The organism is Pseudomonas sp. Hp2 (assembly GCF_006386585.1).
Classification (GTDB): Bacteria; Pseudomonadota; Gammaproteobacteria; order Xanthomonadales; family Xanthomonadaceae; genus Pseudomonas_S; species Pseudomonas_S boreopolis.
Window position 1 is genome coordinate 595579 of the sequence record NZ_VAHJ01000001.1, and the last position, 17286, is coordinate 612864.

17 protein-coding genes are annotated in these 17286 nt (G+C 69.9%); 12 read left to right on the forward strand and 5 right to left on the reverse strand.

Annotated elements, in window-relative coordinates; all coding sequences use genetic code 11:
• Positions 1 to 190: 190 nt before the first annotated feature.
• Positions 191 to 2794 (reverse strand): bifunctional aspartate kinase/diaminopimelate decarboxylase, encoded by a 2604-nt coding sequence (locus FD678_RS02440; RefSeq protein ID WP_140719007.1) that lies wholly within the window; start codon positions 2792 to 2794, stop codon positions 191 to 193.
• 81 nt (positions 2795 to 2875) lie between these two features.
• Between FD678_RS02440 and FD678_RS02445 the strand changes: the two genes are divergently transcribed.
• Both FD678_RS02445 and FD678_RS02450 read left to right on the forward strand, forming a co-directional pair.
• Entirely contained in the window at positions 2876 to 3733 is an 858-nt protein-coding gene (locus tag FD678_RS02445) for a PhzF family phenazine biosynthesis protein (protein ID WP_140719008.1), read from the forward strand.
• A gap of 34 nt (positions 3734 to 3767) precedes the next feature.
• Entirely contained in the window at positions 3768 to 4661 is an 894-nt protein-coding gene (locus FD678_RS02450) for a PhzF family phenazine biosynthesis protein (RefSeq protein ID WP_140719009.1), read from the forward strand.
• A gap of 25 nt (positions 4662 to 4686) precedes the next feature.
• On the opposite strand, the gene FD678_RS02455 is transcribed toward FD678_RS02450, so the two are convergent.
• Positions 4687 to 5271, reverse strand: a complete 585-nt coding sequence (locus FD678_RS02455; RefSeq protein ID WP_140719010.1) for a glycine zipper 2TM domain-containing protein — start codon at positions 5269 to 5271, stop codon at positions 4687 to 4689.
• A gap of 163 nt (positions 5272 to 5434) precedes the next feature.
• Positions 5435 to 5869 carry an OsmC family protein gene (locus tag FD678_RS02460; RefSeq protein ID WP_140719011.1) on the reverse strand — a complete coding sequence of 145 codons (435 nt, stop codon included), beginning with the start codon at positions 5867 to 5869 and terminating at the stop codon, positions 5435 to 5437.
• A 190-nt stretch (positions 5870 to 6059) separates the two neighbouring features.
• On the opposite strand from FD678_RS02460, the gene fusA reads away from it, so the two are divergent.
• The 5 genes from fusA (at position 6060) to FD678_RS02485 (ending at position 10513) form a co-directional block, all read left to right on the forward strand.
• The gene (fusA, locus tag FD678_RS02465; protein ID WP_140719012.1) at positions 6060 to 8093 is read left to right on the forward strand and encodes an elongation factor G; all 2034 of its coding nucleotides are present in this window, start codon (positions 6060 to 6062) and stop codon (positions 8091 to 8093) included.
• 177 nt (positions 8094 to 8270) lie between these two features.
• On the forward strand, positions 8271 to 8669 hold the full coding sequence (locus FD678_RS02470) for an HU family DNA-binding protein (protein ID WP_140719013.1): 399 nt from the start codon (positions 8271 to 8273) through the stop codon (positions 8667 to 8669).
• A gap of 202 nt (positions 8670 to 8871) precedes the next feature.
• Positions 8872 to 9168, forward strand: coding sequence for a DUF3861 family protein (locus FD678_RS02475; RefSeq protein ID WP_140719014.1), 297 nt, complete (start codon positions 8872 to 8874; stop codon positions 9166 to 9168).
• A gap of 60 nt (positions 9169 to 9228) precedes the next feature.
• The gene (locus tag FD678_RS02480) at positions 9229 to 9747 is read left to right on the forward strand and encodes a hypothetical protein (protein WP_140719015.1); all 519 of its coding nucleotides are present in this window, start codon (positions 9229 to 9231) and stop codon (positions 9745 to 9747) included.
• Between the two features lie 172 nt (positions 9748 to 9919).
• Positions 9920 to 10513 (forward strand): DUF1439 domain-containing protein, encoded by a 594-nt coding sequence (locus FD678_RS02485; protein ID WP_140719016.1) that lies wholly within the window; start codon positions 9920 to 9922, stop codon positions 10511 to 10513.
• 14 nt (positions 10514 to 10527) lie between these two features.
• Here FD678_RS02485 and FD678_RS02490 read toward each other — a convergent pair whose 3' ends face one another.
• Together FD678_RS02490 and FD678_RS02495 are read right to left on the reverse strand one after the other, a co-directional pair.
• Complete coding sequence (locus tag FD678_RS02490) at positions 10528 to 11070, reverse strand: type 1 glutamine amidotransferase domain-containing protein (protein ID WP_140719017.1); 543 nt, start codon at positions 11068 to 11070, stop codon at positions 10528 to 10530.
• Between the two features lie 131 nt (positions 11071 to 11201).
• Complete coding sequence (locus FD678_RS02495) at positions 11202 to 11666, reverse strand: SET domain-containing protein (protein ID WP_140719018.1); 465 nt, start codon at positions 11664 to 11666, stop codon at positions 11202 to 11204.
• 177 nt (positions 11667 to 11843) lie between these two features.
• Between FD678_RS02495 and FD678_RS02500 the strand changes: the two genes are divergently transcribed.
• From FD678_RS02500 to FD678_RS02520, 5 genes are all read left to right on the forward strand, one after another.
• A complete protein-coding gene (locus tag FD678_RS02500; protein WP_140719019.1) occupies positions 11844 to 12299 on the forward strand; it encodes an SUF system Fe-S cluster assembly regulator in 456 nt (151 codons plus the stop codon).
• Positions 12300 to 12316: 17 nt separating this feature from the next.
• Complete coding sequence (gene sufB / locus FD678_RS02505; protein ID WP_140719020.1) at positions 12317 to 13774, forward strand: Fe-S cluster assembly protein SufB; 1458 nt, start codon at positions 12317 to 12319, stop codon at positions 13772 to 13774.
• Between the two features lie 127 nt (positions 13775 to 13901).
• Entirely contained in the window at positions 13902 to 14663 is a 762-nt protein-coding gene (gene sufC / locus FD678_RS02510) for a Fe-S cluster assembly ATPase SufC (RefSeq protein WP_140719021.1), read from the forward strand.
• Positions 14663 to 15967, forward strand: a complete 1305-nt coding sequence (gene sufD, locus FD678_RS02515; RefSeq protein ID WP_140719022.1) for a Fe-S cluster assembly protein SufD — start codon at positions 14663 to 14665, stop codon at positions 15965 to 15967. Before sufC ends, sufD begins: the two co-directional genes overlap by 1 nt.
• Positions 15964 to 17220 carry a cysteine desulfurase gene (locus tag FD678_RS02520; protein WP_140719023.1) on the forward strand — a complete coding sequence of 419 codons (1257 nt, stop codon included), beginning with the start codon at positions 15964 to 15966 and terminating at the stop codon, positions 17218 to 17220. Before sufD ends, FD678_RS02520 begins: the two co-directional genes overlap by 4 nt.
• The last annotated feature ends 66 nt before the right edge of the window (positions 17221 to 17286 follow it).

The following is a 17286-nucleotide window of genomic DNA, read 5'->3' on the forward strand; positions in this document are numbered from 1 at the left end:
GCGGCCCAGGCCGGTCGCCCGGGCAAAGCGCGCAACGCAGTATCGGCGCGCCCCGGGCCGCTTCCCGGAGGATGGGTCGCCAGCGGCACGCAGCCGGCCCGCGCATCTCACCCCAAGGTCCATAGCGCGCTCCAGATCCGACGGTTTTCGCCGCACCGGTCGTAGCAGGCACAGGGTCGGGGCGTGTCGATCAATCATCGAGCACGTCCTCGCGCGGCAGGTCGCGCAGGTTGTAGGTGCTGGCCATGGTGTAGCCGTAGGCGCCTGCGTCGGCGATCAGCATCGCGTCGCCCGGCGCGGTCGCCGCCGGCAGCTTGACCCGGTGGCCGAACACGTCGCTGGACTCGCAGATCGGCCCGACCACGTCGAAATCGGCCCCGCGCGCTTCCTCCAGCCGCGACAGGTTCACGATGTCGTGCCAGGCGTCGTACAGCGCAGGACGGATCAACGTGTTCATGCCGGCATCCAGGCCGACCCGGTGCACGCCGTCCTTCTCGATCACCTGCGTGGCCTGCGCCAGCAGCACGCCGGCCTCGGCGACCAGGAAGCGGCCCGGCTCGATCGCCAGCGCGAACGCCGGATGCACCGCCTTGACCTCGGCCAGCCCGGCCGCCCAGTCGTCCAGGTCGAACGGTTCGTCGTCCTCGCTGTACGGGATCGGCAGGCCGCCGCCGATGTCCAGCACCTGCACGCTGCCGATGCGGCGCGCGAAGCCGGCCAGTTCGTCGTACATCTGCCGCCAGTGCGCCTTGGTCTCCACGCCGCTGCCCAAGTGCGCGTGCAGGCCGACGATGCTGGCATCCAGCGCGCGCGCGGCATCGACGAACTCGTCGACGCGGGCGGCCGCGATGCCGAACTTGGACGACTTGCCGCCGGTGGTCACCTTCTCGTGGTGACCGTCGCCGTGGCCCAGGTCGATGCGCAGCCACAGGCTGCGGCCGCGGAACACCTCCGGCCAGCGCTTGAGCGCCTCGACGTTGTCGACGGTGACGGTCACGCCCAGTTCGAACGCGGCCCGGTACTCGGCGATCGGCGCGAAGCTCGGGGTGAACAGCACGCGCTCGGGCGCCAGCTCCGGCAACGCCTGGAACACGCGCCGCAACTCGCCGAGCGAGACGCACTCCAGGCCGAAGCCCTCCTCCGCCAGCGCCTTCAGGATCGCCGGGTGCGAGTTGGCCTTGATCGCGTAGTAGCGACGGTCGACCGCGCCGATCGCGGCCAGCTGGCGCGCGCGCGTGCGCACCGTCGGCAGGTGGTAGGCGTAGCGCGGCGTGCCCTCGGCGGCCAGCGCCAGCAGGCGCTCGCGCCGGCCCTTCCACCACGGCGTCGGGCGCGGGCGCACCGCGCCGATGATCTCGCGCCAGCGCGGGCCGAACACCTGGCCTTCGTAGACCGGCATCGCCCCGCTGTCGATCAGCTCGGCGTGCAGGACCGGCAGCAGCCCGTCGGCATCGGCCTCGTCGATCACGAAGGTCAGGTTCAGGTCGTTGGACGACTGGCTGATCATGTGCACGCGCTCCTTGCCGAACGTGGCCCACACGTCCGAGAGCTTGTGCAGCAGCGAGCGCATGCCGCGCCCGACCAGGGTGATCGCCGCGCACGGCACGATGATCTTGACCTTGCAGATCTTCGACAGGTCGGCCGACAGCGCCGACAGCACGTCGGTGCTGACCAGGTTCTCGCTCGGGTCGAGCGAGACGGTCACGTTGGTCTCGGCCGAACCGATCAGGTCCACCGACAGGCCGTGCTTCTTGAACAGCGCGAACACGTCGGCCAGGAAGCCGACCTGCTGCCACATGCCGATGCCTTCCATCGACACCAGCACGATGCCGTTGCGGCGGCTGATCGCCTTCACGCCCGGCACCGGCTCGGCCTCGCCGTCGATGCTGGTGCCCGGCATCTCCGGGCGCTCGGTATCGAGGATCGCCATCGGCACGCCTGAGTCGCGGCACGGCTTGATCGAGCGCGGGTGCAGCACCTTGGCGCCGGTGGTGGCGATTTCCTGCGCCTCGTAGTAGTCCAGCCGGGTCAGCAGGCGCGCGTCCGGCACTTCCTTCGGATTGGCGCTGAACATGCCCGGCACGTCGGTCCAGATCTCCACGCGCGAGGCGCCGAGCAGCGCGCCGAAGTACGCCGCCGAGGTATCCGAGCCGCCGCGGCCCAGGATCGCGGTGCCGCCGTCCTGGTGGCGCGAGATGAAGCCCTGGGTGATCAGCAGGCGCGTCGGCTGCTGGTCGAAGCGGGCGCGCCAGCTGGCATTGGCCTGCCACTGGCAGGACACCGACAGGCGCTTGGACCACTCGCTCTGGTTGGGCTGCGGCGGCAGCGCGTCGAGCCAGTCGCGCGCGTCCATCCAGCCCATGTCCAGGCCGCTCGCGCGCAGGTAGGCCGCGCCCAGCGTCGAGGACAGCAGCTCGCCCTGGCCGAGCACCTCGGCCTGCCAGTCCAGGGTGCGGCCGGCCGCGCGCGGATCGTCCAGCAGGCCGCGCAACGCAGCCAGGCGCTCGCCCAGCACCGCATCGGCGTCCAGTTCGAGCTCCGCCAGGAACTCGCGATGGCGCTGCTCCAGCGCGGCCACGCGCTGCGCGCTGTCGGCGGCCCCGTCGGCGATCGCGGTCAGCTCGTTGGTGACGCCCGACAGCGCCGAGACCACCACCAGCACGCGCGAACCGGTGTCCTCCGCGCGTTTTTTCGCCAGCTTCCCGATCGTGTCCCAGCGATGACGACGCGACACCGAGGTGCCGCCAAACTTGAGGACGATCCAGCGATCGGCGGAAGCAGAGGAAGCTGACATTGAGTTGGACGTTTTAGGATGTGGGGGAAAGCGCCCGGACCTCCGGGCGTAACCCCCGATTCTACTGCCAACCCGACGCCGATGGCCGCCTGCCGCTACCTGCAACTCGACGTATTCGCCTCCGCGCCCGGCCGGGGCAACCCGCTCGGCGTGGTCACCGATGCAACCGTCCTGGCCGAGGCGCGGATGCAGCAGCTGGCGGCGTGGCTGAACCTGTCGGAGACGATCTTCTTCCTGCCGCCGGACGCGCCCGGCGCGGACTACCGCATCCGCATCTTCACCCCCAAGGGCGAACTGCCGTTCGCCGGCCATCCCAGCGTCGGCGCGGCCTGGGCCGCGGTCGAACTCGGCCTGGCCAGGCCGCGCGGGGGCACGCTGGTCCAGCAATGCGCGGCCGGCCTGCTGCCGGTGCGGATCGAGGACACTGCGGCGGGGCGCCGCGCGTGGGTGCGCAGCCCGCGCGCGCAACAACGCGGGCTCGCGCCGCCGTCGCTGCCGCCCCGGCTCGCCGCGGCCACCGCGGGCCGCGCGCCGCAGCTATGGAACAACGGGCCGGACTGGTGGCTGCTGGAACTGGCCGACGAAACCGCCCTGCGCACCCTCGAACCGGAGATCGACGCGATCGCCGCCCTGCCCGGCAAGGGCAAGCTCGCGGCGTTCGCCTTCGCCACGGATGCCGCCGACTACCAGCTCGCCGTGCGCGCCTTCGCGCCGGGCGTGGGCATCCGCGAGGACCCGGTGACCGGCAGCGCCAACGCGCTGATCGCCGCCCATCTCGCGCAGCAAGGGCGGCTACCGGGCCATGGCGGCCGCTACGTCGCCAGCCAGGGCCGCGAACTCGGCCGCGACGGCCGGGTCGGGATCGAGGTCGATGCCGCTGGCGAGGTCTGGATCGGCGGCCACGTGCAGCCGGTGATCGACGGCCGCCTCGATTGGTAAGCTGCGCGCCCTTTCCCACGCAGCGCGCAGCCCGATGACCACACGCCGATTCCTGCAAGTGGACGTGTTTTCCACCCGCGCCGGCGGCGGCAATCCGTTGGCCGTGGTGCTCGACGCCGAAGGCCTGGACGATGCGGCGATGCAGGCCATCGCCCGCTGGACCAAGTTGCCGGAAACCACCTTCGTGCTGCCGCCGGTGGATCCCGGTACCAGTTATCGACTCCGCATGTTCGCCCCGCAGAAGGAAGTGCCGTTCGCCGGCCATCCGAGCGTCGGCACCGCCCATGCCGTGCTCGAGGCCGGGCTGGCGCGACCGCACGACGGCGGCGCCCTGGGAACGATCCTCGTGCAGGACGGCATCGCCGGCAAACTGCCGTTGCGCGTGGAGCAACGCGATGGACGCCGCCGCCTCTCGATCCGCACGCCGCGCGCGCGCGTCGCCGAGATCGCCCGCGCCGGCGATCCGCGCCTGGCCGACGCCCTGGCCGGCTGGTCGCTCGGTTCGCTGCCGCCGGCGTTGATGGACGGCGGGCGCCGCTGGTGGGTGGTCGAACTGTCCGACGAGACCGCGTTGCGCATGCAGTCGCCGGACTGGGACGCTATCGCCGCGCTGGCCGAATCCACCGACAGCATGGGCGTGTTCGCCTATGCCCGTACGCGCGGCGGGGACGTCGATCTCGCGGTGCGCGCCTTCGTCGGCAACGGCCGGCGCTTCGAGGACGCCGCCTCGGGGGCGGCCAACGCGGTCCTGGCGGCCTGGCTGGACAGCCAGGGCGCCCTGCCTCGCGGCGATCGCCGCTATGCCGTCAGCCAGGGCCGCGAAGTCGGTTTCGATGCGCGGCTGGAACTGAGCATCGACGAGGCCGGCGACGTCTGGTCCGGCGGCGAGGTGCAGACCGTCGTCCGCGGCGAGATCGACTGGCCTTGAGGCAAAGGCGCGGCCCGGCGCCGCATCACTGCGGCACCACGTCCACCCGCACCCGGATGCGATCGCCCGGGTTGTAGTCGCTGCGCGTGTGGTAGGTCCGGCCGGCGTACTCGTAGGTCACGTCGTAGCCGTCCACGCGCTCGCGCTCGTCGCGGTAGGTCACCGGATCGCAGACCCGGACGCTGCCTTGCGCGTAGCCGGGATGATTGGCGTCGTAGATCGAGCGCCCGGCCACGCCGCCCACCATCGTGCCGATCGCGGTACCGACCAGGCGGCCGCTGCCGCCGCCGACCCGGCTGCCCAGCACCGCGCCGGCGACGCCGCCGACCACCGTGGCCAGCGAGCGCCCGGACGGATTGCCCGGGCTCGCGTAGCCGCCGCCATAGCCGTCGTAATAACCGCCGCCGCGATCGACGTAGCCATCGGCCGGGCGCTCGTAGCAGCGCGGCTCGCTGCGCTCGGCGTAGTCGGACACGATGATCGGGTCGACCCGCACCACCCGGGCGTAGTCGTAGACGCCCCCGTCGTAGCGGCCGTCGTAACGCTGGGCGGAGGCGCTGCCCGCGACCAGCAGTCCCGTGGTCAACACACCCAGCATCAAGGTCTTCATTTGCGCTCGTCCGTCGGAGGAATGGAGAAGGATCACGAGCGCGATGCTCTGCGTGGGCCGGTGAAACGGCCCTGAATCCGCCCCCTGCCGGCCTTTCCGTTCAGCCGGCCAACAGCCTGCCCGTGACGGCCGCGCACGGCCGCCCCGGGGCCCTCCGCGCGCCCTAGTTCGAGAACTCGGTTTCCAGGCTGATCGGCACCGCGCTCAGCGCCTTGGACACCGGGCAGTTCTTCTTCGCCTTGTCGGCCAGCTCGTCGAACTTGACCTGGTCGATGCCCGGCACCACCGCCTTCAGCTTGAGGCGGATCTGCGAAAGCTGCGGACCGCCTTCCAGCGACAGGTCCACCTCGGCGCGCGTGTCCAGCGACTTCGGCGGAAAGCCCGCCTCGCTGAGCTGCGCCGACAGCGCCATCGTGAAGCAACCGGCGTGCGCGGCCGCGATCAGCTCTTCCGGATTGGTGCCCTTCTCGTCGCCGAAGCGGCTGTTGAAACCGTAGCGCGTGTTGTCCAGCAGGCCGCTCTGCGGCGTGTTGAGCAGGCCCTTGCCGCTCTTCAGATCGCCTTCCCAGTGCGCGGTGGCGTGACGCGAAATACCCATGGCAATGCTCCCGTGGTGTGGATGGCCCGCCACCATAACCGGCCAACCGTTACGCCCTTGTGCGTCGCAACGCGCCACTCGTCCCCGGCGGCGCTACAGTGCCCGGGAACCGCCATGACCGCCCATCGAGCGACTGCCCGCTCGCACCGGACAGCCATGACGCCGCATTCCTTCCCGGAGGAAAGGCCTCATGTCCTACGCCACCCGAGACATCCGCAACGTGGCCCTCGCAGGCCACCCCGGCGCCGGCAAGACCACCCTGTTCGAAGCCCTGCTGCATGCCGGCGGCGCCCTCCAGGCGGCAGGCAGCGTCGAGCGCGGCACCACCGTGTCCGATCACGACCCGCTGGAACGGCAGCGCAGCCACTCGATCGACAGCGCGATCGCCAGCATCGACCGCGAAGGGCTGCACCTGAACCTCGTCGACACCCCCGGCTACCCGGATTTCCGCGGCGCCAGCCTGCCGGCGCTGGCGGTGGTGGAGACCGCGCTGATCGTCGTCGACGCCGCGCGCGGCATCCAGCACGGCACGCGCCGACTGATGGAACGGGCGCGCGAGCGGGGCCTGTGCCGGATGATCGTGGTCAACAAGATCGACCAGGACGGCGCCGACTGCGCCGCACTGCTGGACGGGTTGCGCGGCGAGTTCGGCAGCGAGGTGCTGCCGGTGAACCTGCCCGCCGAGCGCGGCAGGCGCGTGGTCGACTGCTTCTCCGGGCACGACGGCGGCAGCGACCTGGGCGGGATCGCCGAGTGGCACCAGCGCATCCTCGACCAGGTCGTGGAGATCCGCGAGAGCGTGATGGAGCACTACCTGGAGGACGGCGAGGCCGGCCTGCGGCCTGACGAACTGCACGAAGCGTTCGAGCAGTGCCTGCGCGAAGGCCACCTGGTGCCGGTCTGTTTCGTCTCCGCGCGCAGCGGCACCGGCGTCGCCGAATTGATCGGCATCGCGCGCGACCTGCTGCCCGCCCCGCACGAGGGCAATCCGCCCGCGTTCAGCGCCGGAGGCGTGCCGGTGGCGGTCGCCGCCGATCCGGACGCGCCGGTGGTGGCCGACGTCTTCCGCATCGTCAACGATCCGTTCGTCGGCAAGATCGGCGTGTTCCGCCTGTACCAGGGCACCCTGGTCCGCGACATGCCGCTGCTGGTCGACGACGCCCGCAAGCCGGTGCGCGCCTCGCACCTGTTCCGGCTGCAGGGCAAGGACCACCTGCCGGTGGACAAGGTCGTGGCAGGCGACATCGCCGCGCTCGCGAAGGTGGAGGAAATCCACTTCGACGCGGTCCTGCACGACCGGCACGAGCAGGACCACCTGCACCTGGCGCCGATCCGCTTCCCGCAGGCGATGTTCTCGCTGGCGATCTCGCCGGCCAGCCGCGGCCAGGAACAGAAGCTCGCGCTCGCGCTGGAGCGCCTGGCCCAGGAAGACCCGGCCTTCGTGGTCGAACAGCAATCCGAAACGCACGAGACCCTGGTCCGCGGCCTGTCCGACCTGCACCTGCGGATCATGCTGGAACGCCTGGCCCTGCGTTACGGCGTGGACGTCGTCACGCGCACGCCGCGCATCGCCTATCGCGAGACGATCTCCGCGCCCTCCGAAGGCCACCATCGCCACAAGAAGCAGACCGGCGGGGCCGGCCAGTTCGGCGAAGTGTTCCTGAAAGTGGCCCCCTTGCCGCGCGGCGCCGGGATCGAGTTCGTCGACGAGGTCAAGGGCGGCACCATCCCGGGCCAGTTCATGCCCGCGGTCGAGAAGGGCGTGCGCCAGGCGGTGGCCAATGGCGTCCTGGCCGGCTTCCCGCTGCAGGACCTGCGGGTGACCGTGTACGACGGCAAGCACCATCCGGTGGACAGCAAGGAGGTCGCCTTCGTCGCGGCCGGCAGGAAGGCGTTCCTGGACGCGGTGTCGCGTGCCGCCCCGCAGGTGCTCGAACCGATCGTGGAGATGGAAATCAGCGCACCGGAGGCCCAGGCCGGCGACATCACCGGCAGCCTGGCCGCCAAGCGCGCGCGGATCCAAGGGACCGACAGCCAGCATGGCGAGATCGTCGTGCACGCCCAGGTGCCGCTCTCGGAGCTGGACGGATACGCGGCCGAGCTGAAGTCGCTCACCGCCGGGCAAGGGCGTTTTTCCCTGGATTTCAGCCACTACGAGCCGGTTCCTGCGGCCGTGCAGCAACGGCTCGTCGCCAGCCACCAGCCCGTCCCCGAGGAGGACTGAGGCCCGCGTTTGCCGCCTTCCCGGACGCTCATGCCCGGGTCCGAGGCCGGGCGAGCGGCTTTTTCATGAGGTTTTCTGTGCATTCCCCTATTGGCGAGGCGCTGCACTTGTCCTACATTTCGCTTGCCGACGGGGTCGGCGAGACCCAACAACCAACCGTTCACGGAACAGGAAATCATGGCAAAGACCGCTAAGAAGGCTGCCCCGAAGAAGGCAGTGAAGAAAGTCGCCACCAAGGCAGCCGCCAAGCCGGCCGCTCCGAAGCCGATCAAGGAAGCCCTGAGCAAGTCGGGTCTGGTCGCGCACATCGCCGAAGCCACCGCCGTCGCCGCCAAGGACGTACGCGCCGTGCTGGCCGCGCTGGAAGGCGCGGTGCACGCTTCGATCAGCAAGAAGGGCGCCGGTTCGTTCACCCTGCCGGGCCTGCTGAAGATCACCGCCGTCAACGTGCCGGCCAAGCCGAAGCGCAAGGGCATCAACCCGTTCACCAAGGAAGAGCAGTGGTTCGCCGCCAAGCCCGCCTCGGTGAAGGTGAAGGTGCGTCCGCTGAAGAAGCTCAAGGACGCCGCCGCCTGATAACGGCTGCTTCCGAGCATCGCCCGAACGGGACGGCCTTGCCGTCCCGTTTGTTTTTGGCGGCCCGGCATCCGCATCCGGCCCGACCGGCGGAACGCGCTGATCCATTCGGCACGCTGGAACACTCCGTCATGGTCACCGCCCTCGCGGTCCGGCAGGCGCGGGCCTATCTTGGCTCCCGAGCCCACCACCCTCCCCCGCCATGTCCACGCAACGCTACCGCATCACCGTCACGCCCATCGAGAGCGATGGCCGGCCGTGCACCGGCCGTTGCACGATCGAGTTCGAACGACGCTCGAGCGAGAACTGGATGCGGCGGCTCGAAGCGCTGCAGGCCCAGCGTCGCTTCAGCGGCGACGATTGCGCGGCCCTGGCGGTCGGCACCCTGCTGCTGGGGGAACTGGCGCAGTCGCATACCGACGGGCAAGGCGCGCTCGCCGAGCTCCAGCCCGACCTGCAGGCGTTGCTCGACCGCATCGGGAACGAACGCCGCCATTGAGCCTGGCGCTACACTCCGCGGCCTGTCCCGCGGAGGTGTGCGATGCGCCGATGGCTCCTGATGTCCGCCCTGCCCGTGCTGGTCGCCGGCTGCAGTTGCCATCGCGATCCGGAAGCCGCGGCGGAAGCGCCCCCGGCCATCCCCGCCGCCGCACGCGATGCGGACACGCCGGCGACACCGACCGACGCGCCCTCCTCCCTGGGACAAGACACCGCTTCGCGGCAGCGCTTCTCGCGCGCGGCCACCGAGGCGTCCTCGACGCTCCGCGCCTACCTGACCGTCCTGCTCAACTCGAAACCGGACGCCGACGCATTCTGGTCCGGCGGCAAGCCCGCGCCGCGCCCCGACGACGCGGTGCTGCGCACGCTGCAGGGACTGCAGAGCCTGCGCATGGAGACCGGCGCGGCCCAGCCCCTCGATCGCGAGGATCCTCCACGGGCGCTGGAAGTGCCGATCCGCATCACCGCGGCCACCGCGGAAGGGCGCCGGCGCTTCGGCGGCTGGTATCGCATGCGCATGCGCGTCGACGGCCAGGGCTGGGAAATCACCTCCGCATCGATACAGCCGGTCCTCGACTAGCGAGGAAGAACACCCGCGCCCGCCGGATTCGCCGGTGGTCCCCACCCGCGCCGTTGGCTCGTCCGGATATCGATTCCCCTTGCCGCGCACGCAGGCGCAACGCCCGCGCCGCTAACCGCCCGTTCACCGTCCGCCGCTATCGTGGCGTCACATTCCAGGGAAATCGCGCGCCATGAAATTCCGCCCGTCCTTGTTCGGCATCGCCTGCGGCCTCGTCCTTTGCGCGGGCAGCGCGTTCGCCGCTCCGCAGATCGAGGGCCGGCAGGTCAGCGTGCAGGCCGGCGACGTGCAGCAGTACCTGTCGGGCCATTTCCCGCAGACGCACGACGCCCTGGGCGGCCTGCTCGCGTTGACGGTCAGCGATCCCCAGCTGCGGCTGCCGCCCGGCAACCGCCTGAACCTGGGCTTCGACCTGGCCGTCGCCACTGCCGGCGGCGCGCCCTCGCCGGTCGGGCACGTCTCGCTGAGCAGCGGGCTGCGCTACGACAACGCGCGCCAGGGATTCTTCCTGGACCAGCCCGCGATCGAGGACTTCCAGCCGGTGCATGCCGGCGCCCGCCTCGACGCCGGTACCCGCGAACTGCTCAACGCCTGGCTGGTCGACTACGCGCGCAAGCAGCCGATCTACCGGATCGAGCCGTCCATCGCCAGCCTGATGGGCACGCTGCAGGTGGAATCGGCTTCCGTGCGGGACGGCCGGCTCGTGGTCGAATTCAACCAGGACGTGTCTCAGCTGCTGCCGGCCGGCGCCCTGCAGCAGCAGTGACGCGGCCCTGCCGCTCAGGCGGCCAGGGCCGTGGCGACCGCGTCCGCGAACGCCGGGACGTCGTCCGGCTTGCGGCTGGTGATCAGGTTGCCGTCCACCACCACTTCCGCATCCTTCCAGCGGCCGCCGGCATTGACCAGGTCGGTCTTCACCGACGGCCATGAAGTCACCTCGCGCCCTTGCACCAGTTGGCTTTCCGCCAGCAGCCAAGGGCCATGGCAGATCGCCGCGACCGGCTTGCCGGCGTCGGCGAAGGCCCTGATGAACGTGATCGCGTTGCGGTCGGTTCGCAGCGCATCCGGATTGATCACGCCTCCCGGCAGCACGATCGCGTCGTAATCGGCCGGATCGGCGTCCGCCAACGGCGTGTCCACGGCGACGTCGTCGCCCCAGTCCTTCTTCTTCCAGCCGCGGATGCTGGATTCCTGGGCAGGGGAAATCACTTCCACTTCGGCTCCCCATTGTTCCAGCAGGCGCTTGGGCTCCTGCAGTTCCGACTGCTCGAAGCCATGGGTCGCCAGCACCGCGATGCGTTTGCCCGAAAGCCGGTGTGCCATCGTCGTCCTCCTGATGTTGGATACCCGCAACGACGCTAGGCAGGAACGCGTTGCCCGCCCGTGAACCGATGTGGGGAAAACGTCAGGAACGCGAAGGGCGGCCGAGCCGCCCGAACCATCGCCTTCCAGGCTCAGCGCTTGGGCTGCAGCATCGTGCCGGTGCAATTCCTCGCGCCGCAGCGGCAGGCCCAGATCTTCTTCAGGCGCGGCGTATGGCGCTCGGCCAGGGTGATGCCGTAGTTGTAGGTCAGCTCCTCGCCCGGCTCGATATCGCGGATCGCCTCGATGAACACCCGGCTGTTGCGCGAGTCGTCCTCGTCCTCCTCTATCACCGCCTCGCAGTTCGGGTCGCAGCTGTGGTTGATCCAGCGCGCGTCGTTGCCCTCGTAGTTGGCGTCGATCACGTACTCGTCGCTCAGCGTGAACAGGAAGGTGTGGCCGCTCTCCACGTCGCCGCTGTCGTCGTTGTCGACCTCCTCGTGGGTGCGCCGGCGGCCCTTGTACTCGATAATGCGCTCGCCCTTCTTGAGCGCCTTGACGGCAAACACGCCGTTTCCATGGATGCGGGACTTGCGGGCGGCGATCTTGCGCGACATGAAGGCTTCCGTTGAGGGGGCCGCCCATTGTGGCCTGCACGCCAGCGCACGACAAATCCGTGCCGCCGCGGCGGCCTCGACCGGTTCCCGAGCCGGGGCTGAACCTGCGACTTGGCCCGCCCGGGATTAAAGAGTACAATTTCGGTCCAGTTTCGAATTGCCCGCTTTACCCCGCCGATGTTGCGCGTCACCAAGCTCACCGATTACGCCACCGTCGTCCTGACCGTGCTCGCCGCGCGTCCCGGCGAGGTGCTCAGTGCGAACGAACTGGCCGAACACGCCGGCCTGGAGCCGCCCACGGTCAGCAAGTTGCTCAAGCCGCTTGCCCAGGCCGGCCTGGTCGAAGGCCTGCGCGGCGTGCGCGGCGGCTACCGGCTCGCGCGCGCGGCCGGCGAGATCACCCTGATCGAGATCGTCGAGGCGATGGAAGGCCCGCTGGCGATCACCGAATGCAGCCAGGACCACGGCCAGTGCGGCATCGCCCACCAGTGCGGCGTCCGCTCGAACTGGCGCCTGATCAACGACGTGGTCGCCGACGCCCTGCGCGGCGTGACCCTGGCCCAGATGCTCCACCCCCTTTCCCCCACCGGCGACGACCGGCGCCGCATCGCCGTCACCGTCGCGACCACCTGACCCGTAGGCAGCCCATCATGGCCACCGAAGTTGCACCTCCCCAGAACGCCGAGATCCTCGAACGGCTGGGCCGACGCTACGACGCCGGCTTCGTCACCGACATCGAGTCCGATTCGCTCCCGCCCGGGCTGAACGAGGACATCATCCGCGCCCTGTCCGCCAAGAAGGACGAGCCGGAATGGATGACCGAGTGGCGCCTGGAAGCCTATCGCCACTGGCTCAAGATGCCGATGCCGCACTGGGCCAAACTCAACATCGCGCCGATCGATTTCCAGGCGCTCAGCTATTACTCCGCGCCCAAGGGACCGAAGTACAAGTCCCTGGACGAGGTGCCCCAGGAGCTGCTCGACACCTACGACAAGCTCGGCGTGCCGCTGCACGAGCGCGCCAAGCTGGCCGGCGTGGCGGTGGACGCGGTGTTCGACTCGGTGTCGGTCGGCACCACCTTCCGCAAGGAACTGGCCGAGAAGGGCATCGTCTTCTGCTCGATGTCCGAAGCCATCAAGGAACATCCCGAGCTGGTGAGGAAGTACCTCGGCAGCGTGGTGCCGGTCGGCGACAACTACTTCGCCGCGCTGAATTCGGCGGTGTTCTCCGACGGCAGCTTCGTGTTCATCCCGGCGGGCGTGCGCTGCCCGATGGAGCTGAGCACCTACTTCCGCATCAACGCCGGCCATACCGGCCAGTTCGAGCGCACCCTGATCGTGTGCGAGGACAAGGCCTACGTCTCCTACCTGGAAGGCTGCACCGCGCCGATGCGCGACGAGAACCAGCTGCACGCCGCGGTGGTCGAGCTGGTCGCGCTGGAAGACGCCGAGATCAAGTACAGCACGGTGCAGAACTGGTACCCGGGCGACGAGGAAGGCCGCGGCGGCATCTACAACTTCGTGACCAAGCGCGCCGAATGCCGCGGCGCGCGCAGCAAGGTGACCTGGACCCAGGTCGAGACCGGCTCGGCGATCACCTGGAAATATCCCTCGTGCGTGCTGCTCGGCGACGACTCGGTCGGCGAGTTCCACTCGGTGGCGCTCACCCACCACCGCCAGCAGGCCGACACCGGCACCAAGATGATCCACGTCGGCAAGCGCACCAAGAGCAAGATCGTCAGCAAGGGCATCAGCGCCGGCCGCGGCCAGAACACCTACCGCGGGCTGGTCAAGGTCGACCGCAACGCCGAAGGCGCGCGCAACTACACCCAGTGCGACTCGCTGCTGATCGGCAAGCAGTGCGGCGCCCATACCTTCCCCTACATCGAGGTGAAGAACCCGGGCGCGACCGTCGAGCACGAGGCCACCACCTCCAAGATCAGCGACGACCAGCTGTTCTACTGCCGCGCGCGCGGCATCAGCGAGGAGGACGCGGTGTCGATGATCGTCGACGGCTTCTGCAAGCAGGTCTTCCGCGAGCTGCCGATGGAGTTCGCGGTCGAGGCCAAGAAGCTGCTGGAAGTATCTTTGGAAGGCTCGGTCGGCTGACGCCGACCGCCGTGATTCGTGATTGGTGATTGGTGATTCGCAAAAGCGAGTCACCACTCCAGACCGAATCCGCTTTGCGCCTTGCCTTTAACCAATCACGAATCACGAATCACGAATCCCGAATCCCATGCTCAAGATCCAGAACCTCCACGCCAACGTCGCCGGCAAGGAAATCCTCAAGGGCCTCTCGCTCGAAGTGAAGCCCGGCGAAGTGCACGCCATCATGGGACCCAACGGCGCGGGCAAGTCCACGCTCGGCAACGTGCTGGCCGGTCGCGACGGCTACGAGGTCACCGAAGGCAGCGTCGAGTTCGACGACAAGGCGCTGCTGGAAATGGAACCGGAGGAGCGCGCCGCCGCCGGCCTGTTCCTGGCCTTCCAGTACCCGGTCGAGATCCCGGGCGTGAACAACACCTACTTCCTGCGCGCCGCGCTCAACGCGCAGCGCAAGGCGCGCGGCGAAGACGAACTGGACTCGATGCAGTTCCTCAAGCTGGTCCGGCAGAAGCTGGCCGTGCTGCACCTGAAGGACGAGCTGCTGCATCGCGGCGTCAACGAAGGTTTCTCCGGCGGCGAGAAGAAGCGCAACGAGATCTTCCAGCTGGCGGTGCTGGAACCGAAGCTGGCGATCCTCGACGAGACCGACTCGGGCCTGGACATCGACGCGCTCAAGACCGTGGCCGACGGCGTCAACGCGCTGCGCGCCGCCGACCGCTCGTTCCTGGTGATCACCCATTACCAGCGCCTGCTCGACTACATCAAGCCGGACGTGGTGCACGTGCTGGCCGAGGGCCGCATCGTGCAGACCGGCGGGCCGGAACTGGCGCTGGAGCTGGAGAAGCACGGCTACGCCTGGCTGAAGGACCGCGTGGCGCCGGAGGCGGTCTGATGAGCGCGCTGCTGGAGTCGATGCGCGAGTCCTTCGCGAAAGCCCGCACCTCCGTGCGCGGGGACTCGAACGGCGACGCTTCGCGTCGCCAGGCGCTCGAGGAAGCGCTGCGCGATGGCCTGCCCGGCCCGCGCAGCGAGGCCTGGAAGTACACCTCGCTGCGTGCGCTGGAGCGGCGCAGCTTCGCGCCGGCGCCGGCCGCACCCGCCGCGGTCGATGCCGCGCTGCTCGCGGACATCCCCGCGCCGCGCTTGGTGTTCGTCAACGGCCGCCACGCCCCGGCGCTGTCGGACCTGGGCGGCCTGCCGGACGGCGTGGAACTGCGCCCGCTGTCGAGCGCCCTGGCAGAGGGCGGCGAGGCTTTGCGCTTCCTCGGCCGTCGCTTCGAGCGCAGCGATGAAGTGTTCGCGCGCCTGAATGCCGCCCTCGCCGACGAAGGCGTGCTGTTGCGCGTGGACGAGGGCGTGGCGGTCGCGGCGCCGCTGCACCTGGTGTTCGTCGGCACCGCGCCGGACGCGCATGCGACCGACCACGCCTGGCACCTGCGCCACCTGATCGAGCTGCGCCGCGGCGCTTCGCTGGCGCTGGTCGAGCACCACCTGCACGACGGCGAAGCGGCGCACCTGGGCAACGTGCTCGCGCACGTGCACCTGGCACAGGGCGCCCGCCTCGACCATGCCCGCATCCAGTCCGAGGCGGCAGGGCTGACGTCGCTGCTGCGCACCGACGCGGTACTGGCGCGCGATGCCGATTACCGCCGCGTCGACCTGGAACTCGGCGCCGGCCTCACCCGCCACGAACTCAACGTCCGCCTGGAAGGCGACCGCGCGCGCCTGGTCGCCAACGGCGTGCTGCTCGGCAACGGCAAGCGCCACATCGACACCCGCCTGGGCATCGAGCACATCGCCCGCGACACCACGGCCGGGTTGCTGTGGCGCGGCGTGGGCGCCGACCGCAGCCGCGTGGTCTTCCACGGCGGCATCCACATCCGCGAAGGCGCCGACGGCACCGACGCGCGCCTGTCGAACAAGAACCTGCTGCTGTCGGCCAACGCCGAGATCGATACCCAGCCGGTGCTGGTGATCGACGCCGACGAGGTCCAGGCCGCGCACGGCGCCACGGTCGGCCAGCTCGACCCGCAGGCGCTGTTCTACCTGCGCTCGCGCGGCATTCCCAGGGAACGCGCCCAGCAGTTGCTGAGCGCGGCGTTCTGCCACGAGCCGCTGGCGGCGCTGGAGGGCCCGATCGCCGGGATCCTGGCCACCCGCCTGGACCAGGCGCTCAGCTCGGCGGGGGTCGCATGAACGCCGCCACGCCCCAGGCCGCCGCCAGCGGCCACGACCGGCCCGACTGGGAGCGCGTGCGCGCCGACTTCCCGCTGTTGATGCGGCAGGTCCACGGCAAGCCGCTGGTGTACTTCGACAACGCCAACACCGGCCAGAAGCCGATGCAGGTGATCGCGGCGACGGACGAGTTCTACCGCCGCCAGAACGCCAACGTCAGCCGCGCCGTGCATACGCTCGGCACCGAGGCCACCGAGGCCTACGAGGGCGCGCGCGGCAAGCTCGCGCGCTTCCTCAACGCGCGCCCCGACGAACTGGTGCTGTGCAGCGGCACCACCTTCGCGATCAACCTGGTCGCCTATTCGTGGGCGCTGCCGCGCCTGAAGGCCGGCGACGTGATCCTGGTCTCGCGGATGGAGCACCACGCCAACATCGTGCCGTGGCAACTGGTCGCCGAACGCACCGGCGCCACCCTCCGCGTCGCCGAGATCACCCCCGACGGCGCGCTCGACCTGGACGCGCTGCGCCGGGCGATGACGCCGGAGGTGAAGCTGCTGGCGGTGACCCACGTCTCCAACGTGCTGGGCACGGTCAACCCGGTGCGCGAGATCTGCCGCGAAGCGCGCAAGCGCGGCATCGTCACCGTGGTCGACGGCTCGCAGGCCGCGCCGCACCGGCCGATCGACGTGCAGGCGATCGGCTGCGACTTCTACGCCATCACCGGCCACAAGATGTGCGGGCCGACCGGCACCGGCGTGCTGTGGGCGCGCCGCGAACACCTGCTGGCGATGCCGCCGTTCCTCGGCGGCGGCGAGATGATCAAGGAAGTCAGCTTCGAAGGCACCGTGTTCAACGACCCGCCGCACAAGTTCGAGGCCGGCACGCCCAACATCGCCGGCTTCGTCGGCCTGGGCGCGGCGGTGGACTACCTGGAGAACATCGGGCGGGAGCACATCGAGGCCCGCGAGGCCGAGCTGCTGGCGCATTTCACCGAGGAACTGCGCAAGGTCGAAGGATTGCGCATCTTCGGCACCGCGCCGGAGAAGACCGCGGTGGTGTCGTTCCTGGTCGAAGGCGCGCATGCGCACGACCTGGCGACCCTGCTCGACCTGGAAGGCGTGGCGGTCCGTTCCGGCCAGCACTGCGCGCATCCGCTGCTGCAGTTCTACGGCGTCGCGGCGACTTGCCGGGCCTCGCTGGCGTTCTACAACACCCACGAGGAAATCGAGCGCTTCATGGCGGCCTTGTCCAAGGTCCGCGGGCTGCTGGGCTGAGCCATCCCCCGCGGCCCGCAGGGGCGACGCGGGCCGCGAGGCTCCATGCCGCCGCAGGCTCCCCGC

Bases quoted from the DNA above. Each gene is read 5' to 3' on its own strand.
- sufC (WP_140719021.1), top strand. From the start codon at position 13,902: ATGCTCAAGATCCAGAACCTCCACGCCAACGTCGCCGGCAAGGAAATC.
- FD678_RS02520 (WP_140719023.1), top strand. From the start codon at position 15,964: ATGAACGCCGCCACGCCCCAGGCCGCCGCCAGCGGCCACGACCGGCCC.
- FD678_RS02455 (WP_140719010.1), bottom strand. From the start codon at position 5,271: ATGAAGACCTTGATGCTGGGTGTGTTGACCACGGGACTGCTGGTCGCG.
- FD678_RS02490 (WP_140719017.1), bottom strand. From the start codon at position 11,070: ATGGCACACCGGCTTTCGGGCAAACGCATCGCGGTGCTGGCGACCCAT.
- FD678_RS02460 (WP_140719011.1), bottom strand. From the start codon at position 5,869: ATGGGTATTTCGCGTCACGCCACCGCGCACTGGGAAGGCGATCTGAAG.
- FD678_RS02445 (WP_140719008.1), top strand. From the start codon at position 2,876: ATGGCCGCCTGCCGCTACCTGCAACTCGACGTATTCGCCTCCGCGCCC.
- FD678_RS02500 (WP_140719019.1), top strand. From the start codon at position 11,844: ATGTTGCGCGTCACCAAGCTCACCGATTACGCCACCGTCGTCCTGACC.
- sufD (WP_140719022.1), top strand. From the start codon at position 14,663: ATGAGCGCGCTGCTGGAGTCGATGCGCGAGTCCTTCGCGAAAGCCCGC.
- FD678_RS02475 (WP_140719014.1), top strand. From the start codon at position 8,872: ATGTCCACGCAACGCTACCGCATCACCGTCACGCCCATCGAGAGCGAT.
- sufB (WP_140719020.1), top strand. From the start codon at position 12,317: ATGGCCACCGAAGTTGCACCTCCCCAGAACGCCGAGATCCTCGAACGG.
- FD678_RS02495 (WP_140719018.1), bottom strand. From the start codon at position 11,666: ATGTCGCGCAAGATCGCCGCCCGCAAGTCCCGCATCCATGGAAACGGC.
- FD678_RS02480 (WP_140719015.1), top strand. From the start codon at position 9,229: ATGTCCGCCCTGCCCGTGCTGGTCGCCGGCTGCAGTTGCCATCGCGAT.
- FD678_RS02450 (WP_140719009.1), top strand. From the start codon at position 3,768: ATGACCACACGCCGATTCCTGCAAGTGGACGTGTTTTCCACCCGCGCC.
- FD678_RS02440 (WP_140719007.1), bottom strand. From the start codon at position 2,794: ATGTCAGCTTCCTCTGCTTCCGCCGATCGCTGGATCGTCCTCAAGTTT.
- FD678_RS02470 (WP_140719013.1), top strand. From the start codon at position 8,271: ATGGCAAAGACCGCTAAGAAGGCTGCCCCGAAGAAGGCAGTGAAGAAA.
- FD678_RS02485 (WP_140719016.1), top strand. From the start codon at position 9,920: ATGAAATTCCGCCCGTCCTTGTTCGGCATCGCCTGCGGCCTCGTCCTT.
- fusA (WP_140719012.1), top strand. From the start codon at position 6,060: ATGTCCTACGCCACCCGAGACATCCGCAACGTGGCCCTCGCAGGCCAC.